Source organism: Pseudoalteromonas sp. S4741 (genome assembly GCF_005886135.1).
Taxonomy (GTDB): domain Bacteria; phylum Pseudomonadota; class Gammaproteobacteria; order Enterobacterales; family Alteromonadaceae; genus Pseudoalteromonas; species Pseudoalteromonas tetraodonis.
The window spans coordinates 1-16,472 of the sequence record NZ_PNCN01000057.1 but is presented as its reverse complement, the minus strand read 5'-3'; the positions used below and the strand labels follow the sequence as shown (position 1 = coordinate 16,472).

The 16,472-nt window shown below is 39.8% G+C and carries 14 protein-coding genes and 1 riboswitch; of the genes, 6 read left to right on the top strand and 8 right to left on the bottom strand.

From position 1 onward, the window contains the following. Positions 1 to 55: 55 nt before the first annotated feature. The 3 genes from CWC30_RS09240 to CWC30_RS09230 are packed head-to-tail and all read right to left on the bottom strand — an operon-like array spanning position 56 to position 4,670. Positions 56 to 2,848 carry an Mks condensin complex protein MksF gene (locus CWC30_RS09240; protein WP_138626943.1) on the bottom strand — a complete coding sequence of 931 codons (2,793 nt, stop codon included), beginning with the start codon at positions 2,846 to 2,848 and terminating at the stop codon, positions 56 to 58. Continuing rightward, positions 2,845 to 3,393 (bottom strand): condensin complex protein MksE, encoded by a 549-nt coding sequence (locus tag CWC30_RS09235; RefSeq protein ID WP_138626942.1) that lies wholly within the window; start codon positions 3,391 to 3,393, stop codon positions 2,845 to 2,847. The genes CWC30_RS09240 and CWC30_RS09235 overlap by 4 nt, the downstream gene beginning before the upstream one ends. Before the next feature lie 5 nt (positions 3,394 to 3,398). Next, entirely contained in the window at positions 3,399 to 4,670 is a 1,272-nt protein-coding gene (locus tag CWC30_RS09230) for an MksB family condensin complex protein (RefSeq protein WP_138626941.1), read from the bottom strand. Positions 4,671 to 4,866: 196 nt separating this feature from the next. Here CWC30_RS09230 and nhaD point away from each other — a divergent pair, with 196 nt between their 5' ends. Both nhaD and lysC read left to right on the top strand, forming a co-directional pair. Next, complete coding sequence (gene nhaD / locus CWC30_RS09225) at positions 4,867 to 6,114, top strand: sodium:proton antiporter NhaD (RefSeq protein ID WP_138626940.1); 1,248 nt, start codon at positions 4,867 to 4,869, stop codon at positions 6,112 to 6,114. A 98-nt stretch (positions 6,115 to 6,212) separates the two neighbouring features. Further along, positions 6,213 to 6,385: riboswitch (Lysine riboswitch) on the top strand. Between the two features lie 75 nt (positions 6,386 to 6,460). Beyond that, on the top strand, positions 6,461 to 7,852 hold the full coding sequence (gene lysC, locus CWC30_RS09220; protein WP_171034705.1) for a lysine-sensitive aspartokinase 3: 1,392 nt from the start codon (positions 6,461 to 6,463) through the stop codon (positions 7,850 to 7,852). Here the strand turns inward: lysC and CWC30_RS09215 are convergent. Then, on the bottom strand, positions 7,829 to 8,587 hold the full coding sequence (locus tag CWC30_RS09215) for a 4'-phosphopantetheinyl transferase family protein (RefSeq protein WP_138626939.1): 759 nt from the start codon (positions 8,585 to 8,587) through the stop codon (positions 7,829 to 7,831). The two genes, lysC and CWC30_RS09215, sit on opposite strands and share 24 nt — an antisense overlap. Positions 8,588 to 8,753: 166 nt before the next feature. Between CWC30_RS09215 and CWC30_RS09210 the strand changes: the two genes are divergently transcribed. Next, a complete protein-coding gene (locus CWC30_RS09210) occupies positions 8,754 to 10,076 on the top strand; it encodes a sodium-dependent transporter (protein WP_138626938.1) in 1,323 nt (440 codons plus the stop codon). Positions 10,077 to 10,171: 95 nt separating this feature from the next. On the opposite strand, the gene CWC30_RS09205 is transcribed toward CWC30_RS09210, so the two are convergent. Together CWC30_RS09205 and CWC30_RS09200 are read right to left on the bottom strand one after the other, a co-directional pair. Continuing rightward, positions 10,172 to 11,152: a 2-hydroxyacid dehydrogenase gene (locus CWC30_RS09205; RefSeq protein WP_036982411.1), complete on the bottom strand. Its 981-nt coding sequence runs from the start codon at positions 11,150 to 11,152 to the stop codon at positions 10,172 to 10,174. Between the two features lie 88 nt (positions 11,153 to 11,240). After that, positions 11,241 to 11,783: a glutathione peroxidase gene (locus CWC30_RS09200; RefSeq protein ID WP_036982413.1), complete on the bottom strand. Its 543-nt coding sequence runs from the start codon at positions 11,781 to 11,783 to the stop codon at positions 11,241 to 11,243. Positions 11,784 to 11,903: 120 nt separating this feature from the next. On the opposite strand from CWC30_RS09200, the gene CWC30_RS09195 reads away from it, so the two are divergent. Beyond that, positions 11,904 to 12,785 (top strand): NAD(P)-dependent oxidoreductase, encoded by an 882-nt coding sequence (locus CWC30_RS09195; protein WP_069439597.1) that lies wholly within the window; start codon positions 11,904 to 11,906, stop codon positions 12,783 to 12,785. Between the two features lie 224 nt (positions 12,786 to 13,009). Here the strand turns inward: CWC30_RS09195 and sbcB are convergent, their stop codons facing one another. Beyond that, positions 13,010 to 14,461 carry an exodeoxyribonuclease I gene (sbcB, locus tag CWC30_RS09190; RefSeq protein WP_138626937.1) on the bottom strand — a complete coding sequence of 484 codons (1,452 nt, stop codon included), beginning with the start codon at positions 14,459 to 14,461 and terminating at the stop codon, positions 13,010 to 13,012. Positions 14,462 to 14,620: 159 nt separating this feature from the next. Between sbcB and CWC30_RS19120 the strand changes: the two genes are divergently transcribed. Beyond that, on the top strand, positions 14,621 to 14,860 hold the full coding sequence (locus CWC30_RS19120; RefSeq protein ID WP_349654450.1) for an Arm DNA-binding domain-containing protein: 240 nt from the start codon (positions 14,621 to 14,623) through the stop codon (positions 14,858 to 14,860). Positions 14,861 to 15,629: 769 nt separating this feature from the next. Here the strand turns inward: CWC30_RS19120 and CWC30_RS09180 are convergent. Further along, positions 15,630 to 15,884 (bottom strand): ogr/Delta-like zinc finger family protein, encoded by a 255-nt coding sequence (locus CWC30_RS09180; RefSeq protein ID WP_283956815.1) that lies wholly within the window; start codon positions 15,882 to 15,884, stop codon positions 15,630 to 15,632. A 168-nt stretch (positions 15,885 to 16,052) separates the two neighbouring features. On the opposite strand from CWC30_RS09180, the gene CWC30_RS09175 reads away from it, so the two are divergent. Next, complete coding sequence (locus CWC30_RS09175; RefSeq protein WP_138626936.1) at positions 16,053 to 16,256, top strand: hypothetical protein; 204 nt, start codon at positions 16,053 to 16,055, stop codon at positions 16,254 to 16,256. Positions 16,257 to 16,472 lie beyond the last annotated feature (216 nt).

Below are 16,472 nucleotides of genomic sequence, written 5' to 3'. Positions count from 1 at the left end.
TAATTTAAAATCTAAAAATAAGTGTAGCTGGCTAAGATGAATAGCCAATTAATTCTTAGTCCAGTAGAGAGGCTTTATGTTCAACCTCAATCCAATCTTTTTCATCTACCCAGTTTTGTGCGCCGTCTTTTACTGAACGAATTGGCACAATATAATCACAACTTATTTGCGGTTTAACCGAAGCAAATATTGGCACAAAGCCAAAGCTCAGGGCGGTTTCTATAATTGCTTTTTGGTTTTGCGGATCGATATCAGCCGCTTCATCTATGTAAATAGGTATACGGTATAAGTTTTGTTCCTGATCGCTCAATAAGTAACGAATAAACAACATGCCACATAACAGCTTAATGGTGATACGCGTACCATTTGAACCAGCCGAATCTATTTTTTCAAAGTGTTCGGTTTCGCCCGCGCGGTTAACCACTTCAAAACGAATATCAAATAAATCGGTGAGGGTCAGGCCTGCTTTGTCTGAGGCGAGTTTAATTAAATGATCTTTTGCGTCGTTTACCGCACTTTCGCTGTACGGCTCATGGCTGAGTAAATCCAGGGTATCGCCTTGTTCAATTTGGTTAGATGTACTGATAATGGTATCAATGCTATCTACCAACATTTTGCGCGGGATAATATTAATTTTAAACGCTTGCAGGTTTGAAATGCGGTGCTGGCTTATGCCTTTATTAAAGCTATTCATTTCACGGCGTAGGCGGTCTAAATCTTCACGTAAGCCTTTAATCGTGGCGGCCACTTCGGTGAGGGCAACGCGACCTTGGCGCTCAACGGCATCACGTTCGTTATCAATATTATGAAACGCGCTAATAAGTTTTTGGTATTTACTAAACTCATCGTTTTCGTTATCGAACTTGGTAATACCTGCATTGTAAATATGCATATAGGTATTACGTACATTTATATCGAAATTACGAAGCTCTTGGCAGTCTTTATTAAAGTGATGAATTAAATCGCTTAAATTATCAAAATCGATTTTTATATCAATCATGTAAGGCGTCACTTTACCACTGTATAAATCTAACGTGTGGTCAATACGCTCGGTTTTAACTTGGCGCAGGCGCTCTGTTTGACGATTAATTTGCGCTTGTTTTGATTTGATTAGTGATCGTCTGTCAGCAATTGAGCCACTGTTTTTTTGAATATCTTGTAGGTAGTCGTCAACTTGTTCGCGTTCGGCTAAAAGCTGCTCTTTTAGCATCGCCTGCGCGTCAACCGATTGTTGCATCACTTCAAATTGCTCTAAGCGTTTAAGTGCACTTTCAGCACTCATAAGCTCATCGTATAGCGCGTCTTTTTCTTTTTGCTTATCTGCAACATTGGCGGCCACCTCACGCTGTTGTTTGAACTCTTTTAATGATTGCTCAAGCGCAGTTAATTGAGCACTCAGTTGCTCTTTGTTTTCGCCGCTTTGCATTTGCACAGGTGAGAGTTTTTTAAGTTTAATACTGGCACCGGGCAGGGTGAGCACACCGCCTTTCACGTTTTCACTAAGCTGTGATAAAAATTCACCGAAAGCGTCGTCATCATCAATGGTTATATCGCCATTGCTGGTGGTGGCAAAGGAGAGAAGATCGGGGTTTAATAGCCGCGATATTTCTTCAACTTCTTTCAGTGATAAGTCTTCACGCATACGAGTGAATAAATTATATTCTAAGTTTTTAAGTTGTAACTTTAAGCTTTTAATTTGTTTTTGTGTTTCGCCAATGCGGTAATCAAGGGTGTGCAGGCTTTGCCCTTGAGCACTCGTTATTGAGTGTGACAACGACTCGTAGTCATTTTTTAACTGCGTTAAGCCGGTTTTTAGCGTGGCTTTATTAACCAGCTCAAACTCACTTTTAAGGGCGTTGTAATCTAAAAACCACTGTTCAATTTGGGTTTGTTTGCGCTCTATATCGCGTGATTGTTGAACGTATAGGCTTTGTTTTTGTTCAAACTCGTGTTTTTCGTGCTCAATATCTTCAAGAGCGATGTTGAGCTCGCTTAGTTGCTCTTCCTGATACGTATCAAAATCAATCAGTGCTTGGTCAATTTTTGGTGCATAAGCGGCCAGTTTACCTTTAAGTACTGTTTGGTTTTCAAGCATTGATTCAAGGGCGGCTATGGGCTCTTGCATTGACTCAAGGGCTTTTAATTCACGTTTTGCGCGGTTTACTTTATCAAACGACCGGCGCCATACTTCGTAAAAGTCGACCTTTGAATTTGACATGTGGCGTTCAAACACACGTAACATAAAGCGCTTAACGTCGTTTGCACCTAATTTATGTAAATTAAGAATACGACGAAATATTTCTTTGTATATTGCAGAGTCTTGAACGTTGTTAAGGGGGATCATTTTTAAATTGATCTCACCATCAAATTGCGTTGCACCGCCTGTAAGTAGGGCGTTTAACTCTTGCGCTTTAAGCTCTATCGGGTTGTAACCTTGCTGCTTTAAGTGATTAAACAGCTTGGTAAACTTAATAATGGTATTGCCTTGGGTGTACTGGGCTAAATCAAGTTTGCCTTGATAGCAAAAGTATTGGTGTGCATAACCGGCAATTTTACCTAAGCCGGCTACGCCAATGACAACTGAGCCATGGGGTAAATCGGCTTGCAATAAAATGTACGATTGATCTGATGAAAAATAAAACTTACGGGTTTCATCTAAATCGTGGCCATCCCACTCGGTAAGGCGTAAATCATTAATTAGCGGAAATTGCAGTGCATTAATTACTGAGCTTTTACCTGTGTTGTTAGGCGCACAAATCGAGCTACTTTTATCAAGTGGGATCACACACTTTGCATAGCCTGCAGTATTAAGTAGGGCGAGTTTACTCAGTCCGTATAAGTTTTTCATTCCTCGTCCTCTCCTAAAAAGGTTTCTTCATTTACTTCCATTAAGGCATCAATATAGCGATGAATTGGCGCCTGTAGCATAAAGCCGCCTTCCACTTCGCGGGCAAGGCCTAAACGTACCATGCGTAAATACACATCTTTGCGTAAATCAGAACCCGAGAATATTTCAAGCTGATCAAATAAATGTTTATTAAGTTGTACCAAGGTTTGCATTAGCTCTAAATCGTTTGGCTCATCAAATAATGCACGCATTGGGTCTTTACCTGTGTTGGCAAAGTGTTCGATTAAGATATAAATAGTGAGCGCTATCGCGCGCGATATTTTGCCCATATTGGGGGTGCTTTCATCGCTAGCAAAATAATAAAAGCCACGACTGTCGTGCTTTAAATCATGGCCTAATGCTGTGAATAAGGCGCTGTAAGCTTCAATTTGTTGGTCAAGCTCTTGCCATATTAGGGTGTCTTGTTCGCAAATGTGGTAACCCGCGACTAATTTTTTATTAATGGCTTGTAAGTGAGAAAGCTCATTTAAGTTTATCTGTGTCATGGTGATTACTCGTGCTCGGCTTTATCAGCCTGAGGCTCTGAATTAAAGGGGTACAAAGAAAAGTGCTGGCCTGCAATGTTAACGCGGGCTTTTTTATCGCTTTGGCTAATTTCTAGGGTGTTATCGCTTACCAACTTTTGATATAAAAACAACATTTCATCGGCTTCAAGTTCAGGGTAGCTTTCGTCTAAAAATTGCAGCAAAGGCTGTGGTTTTTTACGCTGCTTTTTAAAGCGTTTGGTAAATTGCGCTTTTACATCGTGGTAGTCAGGAATGTTTGGCGTGACAAACGCGGGCACATCATTTTGTTCTGGTAGCTGATATTCGTGGTGTTCAAACTCAGCTAGGCTTGCCATATAGGCAACAATATGACGCTGTTGACCCAATGAATACTTTTGCGCATCGCTTACAAAATGGGGTTGCACGGCGCTGAGCATATTATCCACCCCGTTTTTACGAATTAGCCCTAAAACTTTTGCCGCTTGGCGGGTAATAAGGTTATTACGGCGCAACTCTTCACGCAGTGGCATAAGCATATCGGCACTTTTTCGTAAGCTTGTCCGGCCAACTAAGTGCATTTCTAGAATGCGGGTACGCAATTGCTCAAGCATGCGTTTATCGTTGTACGCTTTGCCTGAGCGTTCAATGTGTTCTATTTGGGTGCTAATTTGTTGCTCAATAAGGGTAAAGCAGGCATGAAAGTCGCCTCTAATATCCACCATTTCCAGCATGGGTTCTATATACTCATCAAACGCTTCTATCACGGCTTTATAGCGTTTTTGTAGCGACTGCACCGCATTATTAGATTTGGCTTGCTCAACAATATTTAAAATAGCGTTTTCGTTGTGCAAAAACAGTTTGATTATTTTACGCACCCGATCATCCATAATACGGCTAAAGCGGCGTAAATCATCAAAATCTTCCATTTCACCGGCATTGAATAGCCGATTACCTAAACGGGCCAAATCATCAACCAAGACACTAATTTCTTGTGCTAAGCCTAAATGTTCTTCTTGCAGTAAAAAGGTGGCAAAGTCGGCAATGGCGCGGTTAATTTCCAGTTGTGACGATTTAGCCAGCGGAATAATAATTTCTTGATTCAATAACCGGTTGGTTTCTTTATAAATACGCTCATTATTCCACGTGGGTTGCTTTTGCTTAATGGCATTTTGAAGATCTTTAATACTAAAGTCGGCCATTTTAAAGCGCTTAAATAATAGCTCTAATACACCCCAGTGTTCATTTAGGGTATTAAGTAGCTTTTTAGCTGGGATCATAAGGCGTTGCAACTTCCTAGTATTCGTTATTTTATATTTCTCGAACTTATATGGTATTCGTTTTTGCGACGATTTAATAATAGTTTTTACACCCGCTTAGTGATAGTATCCGCGCCGAATATAGGCACATAGAGTTTGTGGGTATATTTTTTACATGGTTTCAATTTTTACTTAACCCCGAAGGTTGTTTAATATCATGGTTTCCTCGATTATCCTGACGCTGATAGCGATTGCATTTTTGCTTATCGTTATTGAGGATGTGATCCACGTAAACAAAGCAAAAACGACATTATTTTTTGGTACACTTTGTTGGATTATCTCCTTTATTTTTCCTCTTAATGGGCAAAGCCCCGAAACGATTCAAACCCTCCTAGACCACAATATTTTAGAAATTGCTTCCTTATGGCTGTTTTTAATGGCCGCAATGACCTTTGTTGCCTATTTAAACTCCAAAGGACTTATCGAAAATGTTGTGAACCGGATAATGCCAACCAGTATTAGCGAACGAAAGCTAATGTTTTTGGTGGGGTGTTTTGCATTTGTATTTTCATCTATTTCCGACAACGTAACAGCTACACTGATCTCCTTGGCTGTTATAATGTCATTAAAGCTTGAAGCCAAAAAGTTAGTTAAGTACGCCACGCTTATTGTATTTGCTGTAAACTCCGGTGGTGTATCACTTATCACGGGTGATGTAACCACACTTATGATTTTCCTTGATGGTAAAGTATCAATTAGCAATTTATTACTGTTAATTGTGCCTGCGTTACTAAGTGTATTATTACTCGCTACTTTGTTATCAATTGGCATGAATAAGCAACTCGAGTTTAAAAAAACTAAATTTAAACGTATTGAAAAAACCGACATAACCATTGCGGTTATTTTCTTCACTACGGTTATTGCTACGCTTACATTGAGTGTTTTATACAGTGTACCGCCTCTGCTTACTTTTTTATTGGGTTTATCTATTATGTTTTTAGTCGCGCAATTTTTAATGCGCAAAAAAGACATCAACAAAGATATGATCGATTTTATACGCGACATAGAGTACGACACCTTATTGTTTTTCGTGGGTGTGTTACTGCTTGTTGGTGCGTTAAAAGAAGTTGGGGTACTGAGCCAATTTACTAATTTGTATACGGTAATGGCGCCAGAGTACGCAAACTACTTAATGGGTATTTTATCTGCAGGTGTTGATAACGTGCCACTAACGGCAGCGTTATTAAAAGCCGACATTGTAATGAGTCAACAGCATTGGTTGTCGTTTACGTATGCAACCGGTGTAGGTGGCTCTATGCTAATCATTGGCTCGGCAGCCGGTATTATAGCCATGAGTAAGGTAAAAGAGCTGACGTTTGCAAGTTACCTTCGCTTATCGCTGTATTTATTACTGTGTTACACCTTTGGTTATGCGGGCTCTTACTTAATGGGTAGTTTTATTTGATTTTAGTGTAAAACGACTTGACAGCTAGACGTCTAAACGATAACTTTCAAAGCCGCACTCTTAGTGCGGTTTTGTTTTATTAGCCACAGGTTAATAATACATTCAGAAGAGGTGCGATACTTAGGTACTTAATGTGAGGCAACGACAGCCTGCGACCATTTAGGAGGGAAGTACTCGCCGAGGAAAATAATGGGTCGTTACTATTGTTTTTCGGTTTATGGGGCTGAATCCTCAAAACTGTCACCAATTTAGGTGGAGAGCTTCTGGCAGTAGATTTTTCTTATCTTTATTTCCTGCCAAGTTCTTCTTGTTTTATTGCGGTTTGGATGCCGCGAAAGGAGACGAAATGACTACCCAATCAGTGCCACAAAGTTCACAGTGCACAAAATCAGATTACATTGTTGCCAAATTTGGTGGCACCAGCGTTGCTAACTTTGAGGCGATGAGCCGTTGTAGCGAAATTATCGTAAACGATAAAAATGTACGTATTGTTGCAGTAAGCGCCAGTGCCGGAGTGACCAATCATTTAGTGGAGCTTTGCAAAGCGGGTATTGAAGCCGCTAAACGCCAACAGCATATTGATGGTGTACTTGCGATTCAGCAGGCTATTTTAAATGACCTGTCGTTAGATGATGATTTAGCCCTTGGGTTTAATCAAACGCTTGATGCATTTCAAACGTTGGCGGCACAAACACTCAATACAGAGCAGCAGTTCGATGAGCTACTTAGCTTTGGCGAGCGTTTATCGTCGTACTTATTTACCCAAATACTAAGGTTAAAGGGTTTAAATGCCACTCGTTTTGATGTGCGCCAGGTGCTTAAAACCGATAGCCAATTTGGTAAAGCAACACCAAATGTGGGCGCCACAGCGCAAGCCGCTAAAACACATTTAATTCCGCTGCTTGATGATAGCGTTATTGTAACCCAAGGGTTTATTGGTAGCGATGCAAACAATTTAACGACCACGCTCGGTCGAGGTGGCTCAGATTATAGTGCTGCACTGCTTGCTGAGGCTATTAACGCTAAAAGTGTGCATATTTGGACTGACGTAGTGGGTATTTTTAGCACCGATCCTCGTTTGTGTGTAAAAGCCACTCCTATTGCGCGTTTAAGTTTTGATGAAGCAGCAGAAATGGCGACCTTTGGCGCTAAAGTGCTGCACCCAGCTACAATTTTGCCTGCCAGTCGCAGCCATATTAATGTGTTTGTTGGCTCAAGCACAGAGCCAGAACTTGGCGGTACGTGGATTGAACGTGAAAAATCGCAGCTACCTGGTATTCGTGCGGTAACGCAACGTAAAAATCAAATATTATTAACCCTTAAAAGCCCAGAAATGTTATTAGCCAGTGGCTTTTTAGCGCGTATATTTACTATTTTAAGTGAGTGCAATATTTCGGTAGATTTGGTCACCACCTCTGAAATTAGTGTGGCAATTACCCTTGATAATGCGCCTAATGCATCACGTCCAGAGCTAGATCAAGCATGTTTAGATAAGCTTGCTGAATTTTGCCATGTATCGGTTGAAAACAATTTAACGCTGGTGGCATTAATTGGCTCTGAAATTGTTTTGCGCCAACATGAAATGAATTTAATGAAAGTATTAAGTGATTTTAATATTCGACTCATTTGTCATGGTGCAAGTAAACATAACTTGTGCTTTTTAGTTGAGCAAAGCGAGTCTGATGCTGTGGTTCAAGCGATTCATAGTCGATTACTAGAAAGTGATTGCGCTGCGTAAATCGTTAATAGTTATTATTGAGCACCGCCAGTCGGTGCTTTTTTTTGCCACAACGCTAATATCAAACATGTCGTTATGTGCTCCAACCACGGTATTGCTACAAGCTGTCAGCTGAGTGTTATTAAGTTCGTTAAACACATTAGGGCTTAATAATTGAGCAATGGGGCGTCTGGTGGCTTTAGCCAGCGCTTCTTTTAATGTCCAAATCCTAAAAAAATGATGTGCTTGAGTTGTTATGTTATCTATATTGGTTATTAAGCTCACTTCGGCTGGGTGGTAAAAGTGCTTAGCGAGTTTATTAAAAGGGCGCTTTAAATTAATTTTTTCAATATCAAAGCCAAATTGAGTTGATGCTACATTTAACGCTGCACCTACAAAACCATGAGAATGAGAAATACAGCAACTGATCACGCCTGTTGTATTTTTAATATGTAATTCTAATTTACTTTTATCGGGGTTAAATTCAGAACTAATATCACACAGCTTTAATGATGCATAAGAAGAACAAGCGGTTTTTACTAGGTATTTAAGCACTAAACGTGTGGCTAAATATTCTTGTTTAGCTTGTGGGTTTTTACGCCGATTAATAACATTGAGCTCAAAAGGGCTTAAATAGTGGGGTAAGTCAAATTCACCCACATTGAGGGTGGTCGCGTTAAGCAACGCAATGCAATGGCTGTTATTTGCTAAAGCGGGCGTGACTGCTAGCTGGTTTTCAAAGTAAGTTACACTCATCATTGCTCGTTATAAATGACGACCGATTACATATTTATTACCCAAAGCTGGATAGTTTGTGAGCGGTTGTTAGTTGTTGTGAGCGCTAAGTACATTTTTATTACTCAGTCGCTCTTAAATATGGTTTAATTCGCATTCGTTAAAATAATAACAGATTTGTAGGTGTATGGCACAAGTGCGTGATGGTTTTCAAAGTCGACTAGGTTTTGTATTGGCAGCAGCCGGTGCAGCGGTAGGCTTAGGTAATATATGGGGTTTTCCTACGCAGGCTGCTAATCATGGTGGCGGCGCATTTTTACTGGTTTACTTTATCGTTATTTTTTTGCTGGCGTTACCTGCTTTGTACACCGAGCTGTATTTAGGTTACAAAGCCCAAGCTAACCCTGTTAAAGCACTAAGCCAAGCATGGCAAGATCACGCCCCTAAAGTGGGAGCCGCAGCAGGCTATATTGGCCTTGCCGGTGCCATCGTTATGTTAAGTTTTTACTCAATTGTGGCCGGTTGGATGCTTTCCTACGCTATAGAGCCTATAAGTAGCTTTTTTGGCTTGCAGAGCTTGAGTGAGTTTTTACATAGTGACTCTATGTTACGTAATTTTATTTTTACGCCGCTTATGCTTATTCTAACCGCCAGTATTATTTTAAAAGGGGTGAAGTCGGGAATAGAAACCTGGTCACGCCGTTTAATGCCGCTTTTACTTGTTCTCCTCATTGGGCTTATTATTTATATTGCAACGTTAGATGGCGCAAGCGAAGGGTTTGCTGCCTATTTAGTGCCTGACTTTAGCAAAATACTCGACCCTGATTTAATTATTGCCGCAATGGGGCAAGCGTTTTTTTCGTTGTCGCTTGGGGTAGGCTGTATGATGATTTACGGCTCATATTTAAAACCCGGAGCTAACTTACCAAAATTAACCGCAAGTGTTGCGCTACTTGATACCAGCGTGGCGTTTTTGGCGGGCTTATTAATAATTCCGGCTATTTATGTTGCCCAGTACAATGGCGTTGAAGTATTTAATAACGGTAAATTAATTGGTGAGGGACAACTTATTTTTGCCATATTACCTGAGCTATTTGGCACTATGGGTGAAATTGGTTTATTGGTTGGCTTATTATTTTTTGTATTGATGTCGATAGCTTCAGTTACCTCAACTATTTCGTCAACTGAGATCCCTGTGGCATTTTTGGTTGAAAACCACAGTGTAGATAGAACCAAAGCAACATGGGCAGTCAGTGCTGTTGTGCTTATTTGTGCCAGTACCATTATTTTAAACTTTGATTGGTTGTTTGGTTTAGTGATTATGGTATTTACCCAATACCAATTGCCGTTAATGGGGCTGTTTTACTTTATAACGGTAGGCTGGCTATGGCAACGTGGTAATAAGCTGCACAAGGCAAGTAGTGGGCCGCACTATTGGTTTGCACAATATATTCGCTTTGTGTGTCCTATACTTATGACCTTAGTATTTGTAAATGTAGCGTTTGGTTAAAAACTTTTAAACGCGAATTTAAAAATGCCGTTTTAAAAAGCGAACTATTGGGAGTCACCCGAAAGTTCGCTTTTTACAGTTTAAATGACTTGATATTACAATACTTGATTGGTTAGCGTTTGCCCTTGAGCAAGCTCGTTTGCATTTTGTAATGTTATATTAGCGATTTCGGTTAGAGCTTCTTGAGTAAAAAAGCCTTGATGCCCTGTTATTAACACGTTTCTAAAACTCACTAAGCGAGAAAATATATCGTCTTGATTTATTTCTTCACTGTGGTTTTTAAAAAACAGCTCTGATTCTTGTTCGTACACATCAAGCCCTAAATACCCCAGTTTTTGTGATTTAAGTGCTTTAATACACGCTTGGCTGTTTACCAGCGCACCGCGCGAAGTATTAATGAGCATGACCCCGGTTTTCATTTTATTAAATGCAACGTCATCGATTAAATGATGCGTATCTTCGCTCAGCGGGCAGTGCAGTGAAATTATATCGCTTTGGGCAAGTAGGGTATTTAAATCGGTAATAGTGTAATTGCCTGGTTTTGCAAAAGGGTCACACACTAAAACGTTAGCGCCAAAACCATTTAAAATGTTACACAGTGCAAGGCCTATTTTACCGCAGCCTATAATACCTATGGTCTTGTTATGTAAGTTAAACCCAAGTAAGCCATTTAAATCAAAATTGTCTTCGCGTACGCGGTTATAAGCTTTGTGTGTTTTACGGCTGAGGGTAAGCATAAGGGCAACACAATGCTCCGCGACTGCCTCAGGGCTGTAGGCGGGTACGCGTAATACGCTTAAGTTATGCTGTTTGGCAACGGGCAAGTCAACGTTATTAAACCCCGCACAGCGTAATAAAATAGCGCTAACACCCAATGTGGCAAGTTGCTCAATTACCGCTTTATCAACAGAATCGTTGACAAATACGCACACAGCGTCAAAGTTTTTAGCTAATATTGCCGTCTGCGCCGATAAACTTTGCTCAAAATAAGTAATAGTGATGTTAGAAAAGCCATTTAAACTTTGCTCAAAAAAAGGGCGCTCATATTTCTGAGCACTAAAAAAAGCAATATCCATTAACTAGCTCCAAGTAATCAATTATTTTATTACCATAAACTATTCTTACTATAGATGCCTCACTCTTGTTGTTTTAATTACGACAGGATTATTTTAATACAGCCGAACGGACTCCTAAACGAGCGGTCGTCGGTTTTATAACGGGCACTGATTCTAAGCAGCTTGTTATTACATTATGTAATGACTCCGGTTTAGTTCGCGGTGCATAGCGAGCAACCAGCTGCCCTTGTGCATTAACTAAAAACTTAGTGAAGTTCCATTTTATTGCTCGGTTTTGTGCAATACCCCGTGTATGAGATTTTAAATAACTAAACAGTGGATGCGTATCTGGGCCATTTACCATGACCTTATTAAACACCTCAAAATTAATTGAAAAATGTTTTTGATAATAGTCTTTAATAGCCATTCCCTCTAATGGCTCATTTTTATCAAATTGATTACACGGAAAGGCTAAAATAGTAAACCCATCGTTTTTGTATTGTTGATATAGCTTTTCTAGCGCGCATAATTGCGCAGAAAAATGACATTTACTGGCGGTATTAACAATAAGAACCGCTTTTCCTTTTAGCTGACTCAAAGAAAAATCATCGTTATTACAAAGTGGTGCGTTAAATTGATAAATACTATCCATAGATTACCTACCTAATTTCCGTATGAGGGAAATTTTAAAAGACTTTCATTCGCTTTTTTTGCGGCCGATTGACATAATCGAGCTTATGTTTCTAAGTTATCAGTTAAATAGGTCATTTTTATGTCAGTTAAAATTGCATTTATAGGTTTAGGCGTAATGGGTTACCCAATGGCAGGGCATCTAGCAAAAGCGGGGCACAGCGTATGTGTTTATAACCGCACAGCAGCTAAAGCACAAAAATGGGTTGAAGATTTTAACGGTAGTTTTGCACCTACTCCGCGTGAAGCTGCAAGTGGTGCCGATATGGTATTTATGTGTGTTGGCAATGACGACGACTTACGGTCAGTGGTATACGGCGATGATGGCGTTTTAGCTGGTATGGAAAAAAACACGATTTTAATCGATCACACAACTACTTCTGCTGAGGTAGCGCGTGAAGTTGCGGCAAAAGCGGCTTTACAGCATATCGACTTTATTGATGCGCCAGTATCAGGCGGTCAAGCAGGTGCTGAAAACGGGGTGTTAACCGTTATGGCCGGTGGCAACGAAACGGTATTTGCTAAAGCACAACCTATCATGGCGGCGTTTAGCCGTTTTAGCCAGTTATTAGGGGAAGTTGGCTCAGGGCAATTATGTAAAATGGTCAACCAAATTTGTATTGCTGGTGTAGTGCAAGGCTTAGCTGAGGGCTTACATTTTGCTAAACAAGCAGGGCTTGATGGCGAAAAAGTAATAGAAACCATTTCTAAAGGCGCAGCTGGTTCGTGGCAAATGGAAAACCGCTACAAAACAATGTGGGCAGGCGAGTACGAGTTTGGTTTTGCTGTAGATTGGATGCGTAAAGATTTAGGTATTGCACTCGATGAAGCTAAAAATAACGGTGCAACGCTGCCAATGACTGCAACGGTCGATCAATACTACGCTGATGTTCAGGCACTTGGCGGCGGCAGGTACGATACCTCAAGTTTACTAGCGCGTATTGAAGCACTGCATAAAAAGTAATGTAATTGGTAAAAGTAAACTGTTCACAGAGAGGCTAAGAGACGCTGCGTTTTTAGAGAAAGTGATACACATAAAAAATGAATGTTGTTTTTATGTTTTTCTCATTTACTCCTCTAGTACTTCTCTTTGTGGGATTAACTTTCGCTTACCTAACTATATACAAAAAACGCGACACTTTTTGCTAAAGTGTCGCGTTTTTCATGGGTTATATACACTAAAGCAAATTACATGCTTTGCGCGTATTTATACAGCGCTTTTAAAATTGTAAGATTTTTTTCACTGTCGTCATGTTCATGCGCTAGGTTTTCAAGAGTGATCATAAAATCTTGCGCGCTGATTGATGGTTGATCTTCGCCATGCATTAACTTGCTTTGGCAATATTGACGCCATTGATCAAGCTCTTGCTGGTTTAGCGTTTGTGGCCAGTTACGGGCGCGGTATCTAAATAATAAAGTATTGAATTTAGGGTCTTCAAATTCAAGCTTTAAACTTGCCAAGTCTTCAGGTTTTGCATCACGAATAATCGCAAATTTAGCTTTATCAGCATGGCTAGTAAACCCATCATATAATAAGTAATCCACGTTTGTGGTGGCGCTGTAATCGCCTTGCTCATTAAATACCTCAGTGACTTTATCGCGAAGCTCGGTATTGGCTTTTAAAATGGCTAAATTAGCCAAGCATTGCTCGCGGTCAATACCCAAGCGAGCAGCGTTTTCAGGCAGTAGCGTTTTAGCTGGCGCTAAAATAGGGCACTTGTTTAAATGCACCAGCTTTAAACCTACGGGTAAATCACCCTCTGCTAAATCTATACGTTTGGTGTATAAACGCTTGCGTAGCTCTTCTACATTTAAATCAAGTAATACCTGTGGGTTTTGGGTTAAATCAAAACAAATAACTGCGTTTTTATTAACAGGATGAAAGCTCATAGGTGCCACCCACGTGGTACAACCCTGGGTTGCTGGAATACGCGACGATGTATGCACTAATGGGGTCATGTTAAACACGTCCACCAATTCAACAAGGGCTTTTTTATTGCGCAAACTAAAAAAGAAGTGATACAGCTTAGGTTGCTTTTCTTTTATTAATTTAGCCAGTGCAATGGTAGCCGTTACATCACTTAATGCATCGTGCGCAGCGGCATGTTCAATACCATTAGCGACAGTTAAATGCTCAAGTTTAAAACTTGGGCTGCCATCTTCTTTTAATGGCCACTCAATACCCTCAGGCCGAAGTGCATAGCAGGCACGCACTAAATCTATAATATCCCAACGACTGTTATTGTTTTTATATTCACGCTCATATGGGTCGTAAAAGTTACGATAAAAGCTATATCGGCTTACTTCATCATCAAAGCGAATACTGTTATAACCAGCCACACAGGTATTGGGCACGCTAAATTCGGCATGAATTTTAGCAATAAACTCAGCCTCAACTAAGCCTTTTTGCATCGCCACTTGTGGGGTAATACCAGTAATTAAACACGCCTCAGGATGCGGTAAATAATCCGCTTGAGGCTTACAGTACTCAATAAGCGGCTCGCCAATAATATTTAAATCAAGATCGGTGCGTACACCGGCAAACTGACTCGGCTTATCCTTTTGCGGGCTTGCCCCCCAGGTTTCGTAGTCGTGCCAATAGATTGTTGCTTGGTTTTCGTAGTATGTTGGTTCGCTCATTCTTTCTTTAAGCCCTATATATTCGTGGGTTTTATTTGCTTTTGTTATTTATTGTCTATTTTAGAAAGCACTTTAATATTTGCATGGTGTGTATAAATTCGCGTATAAATTTTTTGCTAACTGTTTATAAAAAATTAAATGACAATCAGTTAAACGAAAATAAGAAAGCTGCTAGGCAAAAATCAAAGACCGTGTGTATTATCGCATAGAGATAGTTTAAGTGTAAGGGTATCTGCTAAGGGCACAATTACATGGCAGTATCGTTGTCGTGTAGGTGGTAAACAAGTGATAATATCGCTTGGCCGTTATCCAGGGCTCAGCATACAAAGAAGCGCAAGATTACATACCTCATTTTCAAAACTGGATAAGCCAAGACAAAGACCCACGCCTCGTACTTAAACTCATGCGAAACAATGTCAAGGGCTTGCCCACGATGGCAGATATTGCAGCAAAGTGGTTAGCTAAAAAGGTACCCGACCTAAAAGAAAAAACACAAACGTTAAGCGCCGCAACTGGGTGTACCACTCAGTTGTTAAGCCAAAAGAAAAACCACCAGTTCCAGGGAAAAGATCATATAAAGTTAAGGAAAACATAAAGGGCTAAATTTCTTTAGCCCTCTATAATTACATTGCTAGCAAACTACTGATTGCAATTATTAGGTGTATAACATTAATAATTGCTCGTTCCGAAATTTCTAAGGATAAGCTGAATTTCAACTTTTTACCCTCCAAAAAAATATAAAACTAACTTGCCGATAATTTCAGAATACGTTACGCTGTTTTTGTACAAATAAGCGTTTGCTGAAATCTCAGCAAGTGACTTTACTAACACCATATTGGCGTATGGTGTTAGCCCCTCCACTGAAAAACACCACAAGATGTAGTGCTAATCTCAGTTTCAATACCAAGATAATGTGATCAAGGATCTTTTGCAAGGGACAGAAAATGTTCTCATTGTGGATAACTTTGGGATATCGTATTTGTGTTAGTAGGTATTAACCTGATACTGTTGGTTAGCATTTATACTAATGAAAATCAACTAAGGAGAGATTAAATTTACGCTTTTAAAAAATAAATCTAGTTGCTTTTTTAATCATCATTGATTGCTGTTTTTTATACATACTTGAAAAAGTGGAAATTTTGAACGGTCATTAGGTGTGGAATTTAGTTTATAGCCCAATTAATTCTAATTGTTCTTCACGCGGTAGGTTTTTAATAAGCGATGCCGCTAACTGCGCAGTGGTTTTACAAGGCGGGTTTAAGAAGTGATCAAACGATTGGGTAATACGGAACGTAGCCCCGCATTCTTTAGTGTTAGTACACGAGCAATATAAATTAACCACATGGGCGCTTTGCTTTTTGCGTGATGTAATTGTTGCTTTAGCTTCGCAATTTGGACAAGTAACCCGCGCTAGAATAACCACCAATCGTTAATAAAATACACTGTCATTTTGTGCATAACAAATAACTATTATTAGGTGCCATACTTCTTTTTAGCACAGCGCAAGTTTCTAAGGTTGCGTAAGTATCTTATTTTTTATACTGTCGACTAATCTGATATGTTGCATCTTCAATCAAAAAAGGAAAATGTAATGGAATATAAGAATGGTGAACTTAATAATAAAATCATATCTCTAGTGAAGAATGATGTATTAGTTGCTAAAGGACGCGTAATAGAAGGTAATACTGCAGGTATACACCTCGATGAAGTAGGATTCATTGAAGAGGGTAAAGGTGTCAAAAATCTATATAGTCATGTCGATTTAGTTAAATATACGATTCTAGTTAATAGCTAAAAAGATCTATATACCAACATAAAATGGCTTATCATTTCTAAAAACAACTAGCACTCCTTTATGTTCAGCTTTTAAGAGGGCGTTCAGAATTCTGTGTCAGCCTAAATTGCTAAATATCTAGCACGCCATCTAACCTACCTTCGAAGTGAATGGCTAATTGCGACAATGTCAGGTTCCAATTGTGGATTGGCATTGTCCATTTCTTCGAGGCGTTCA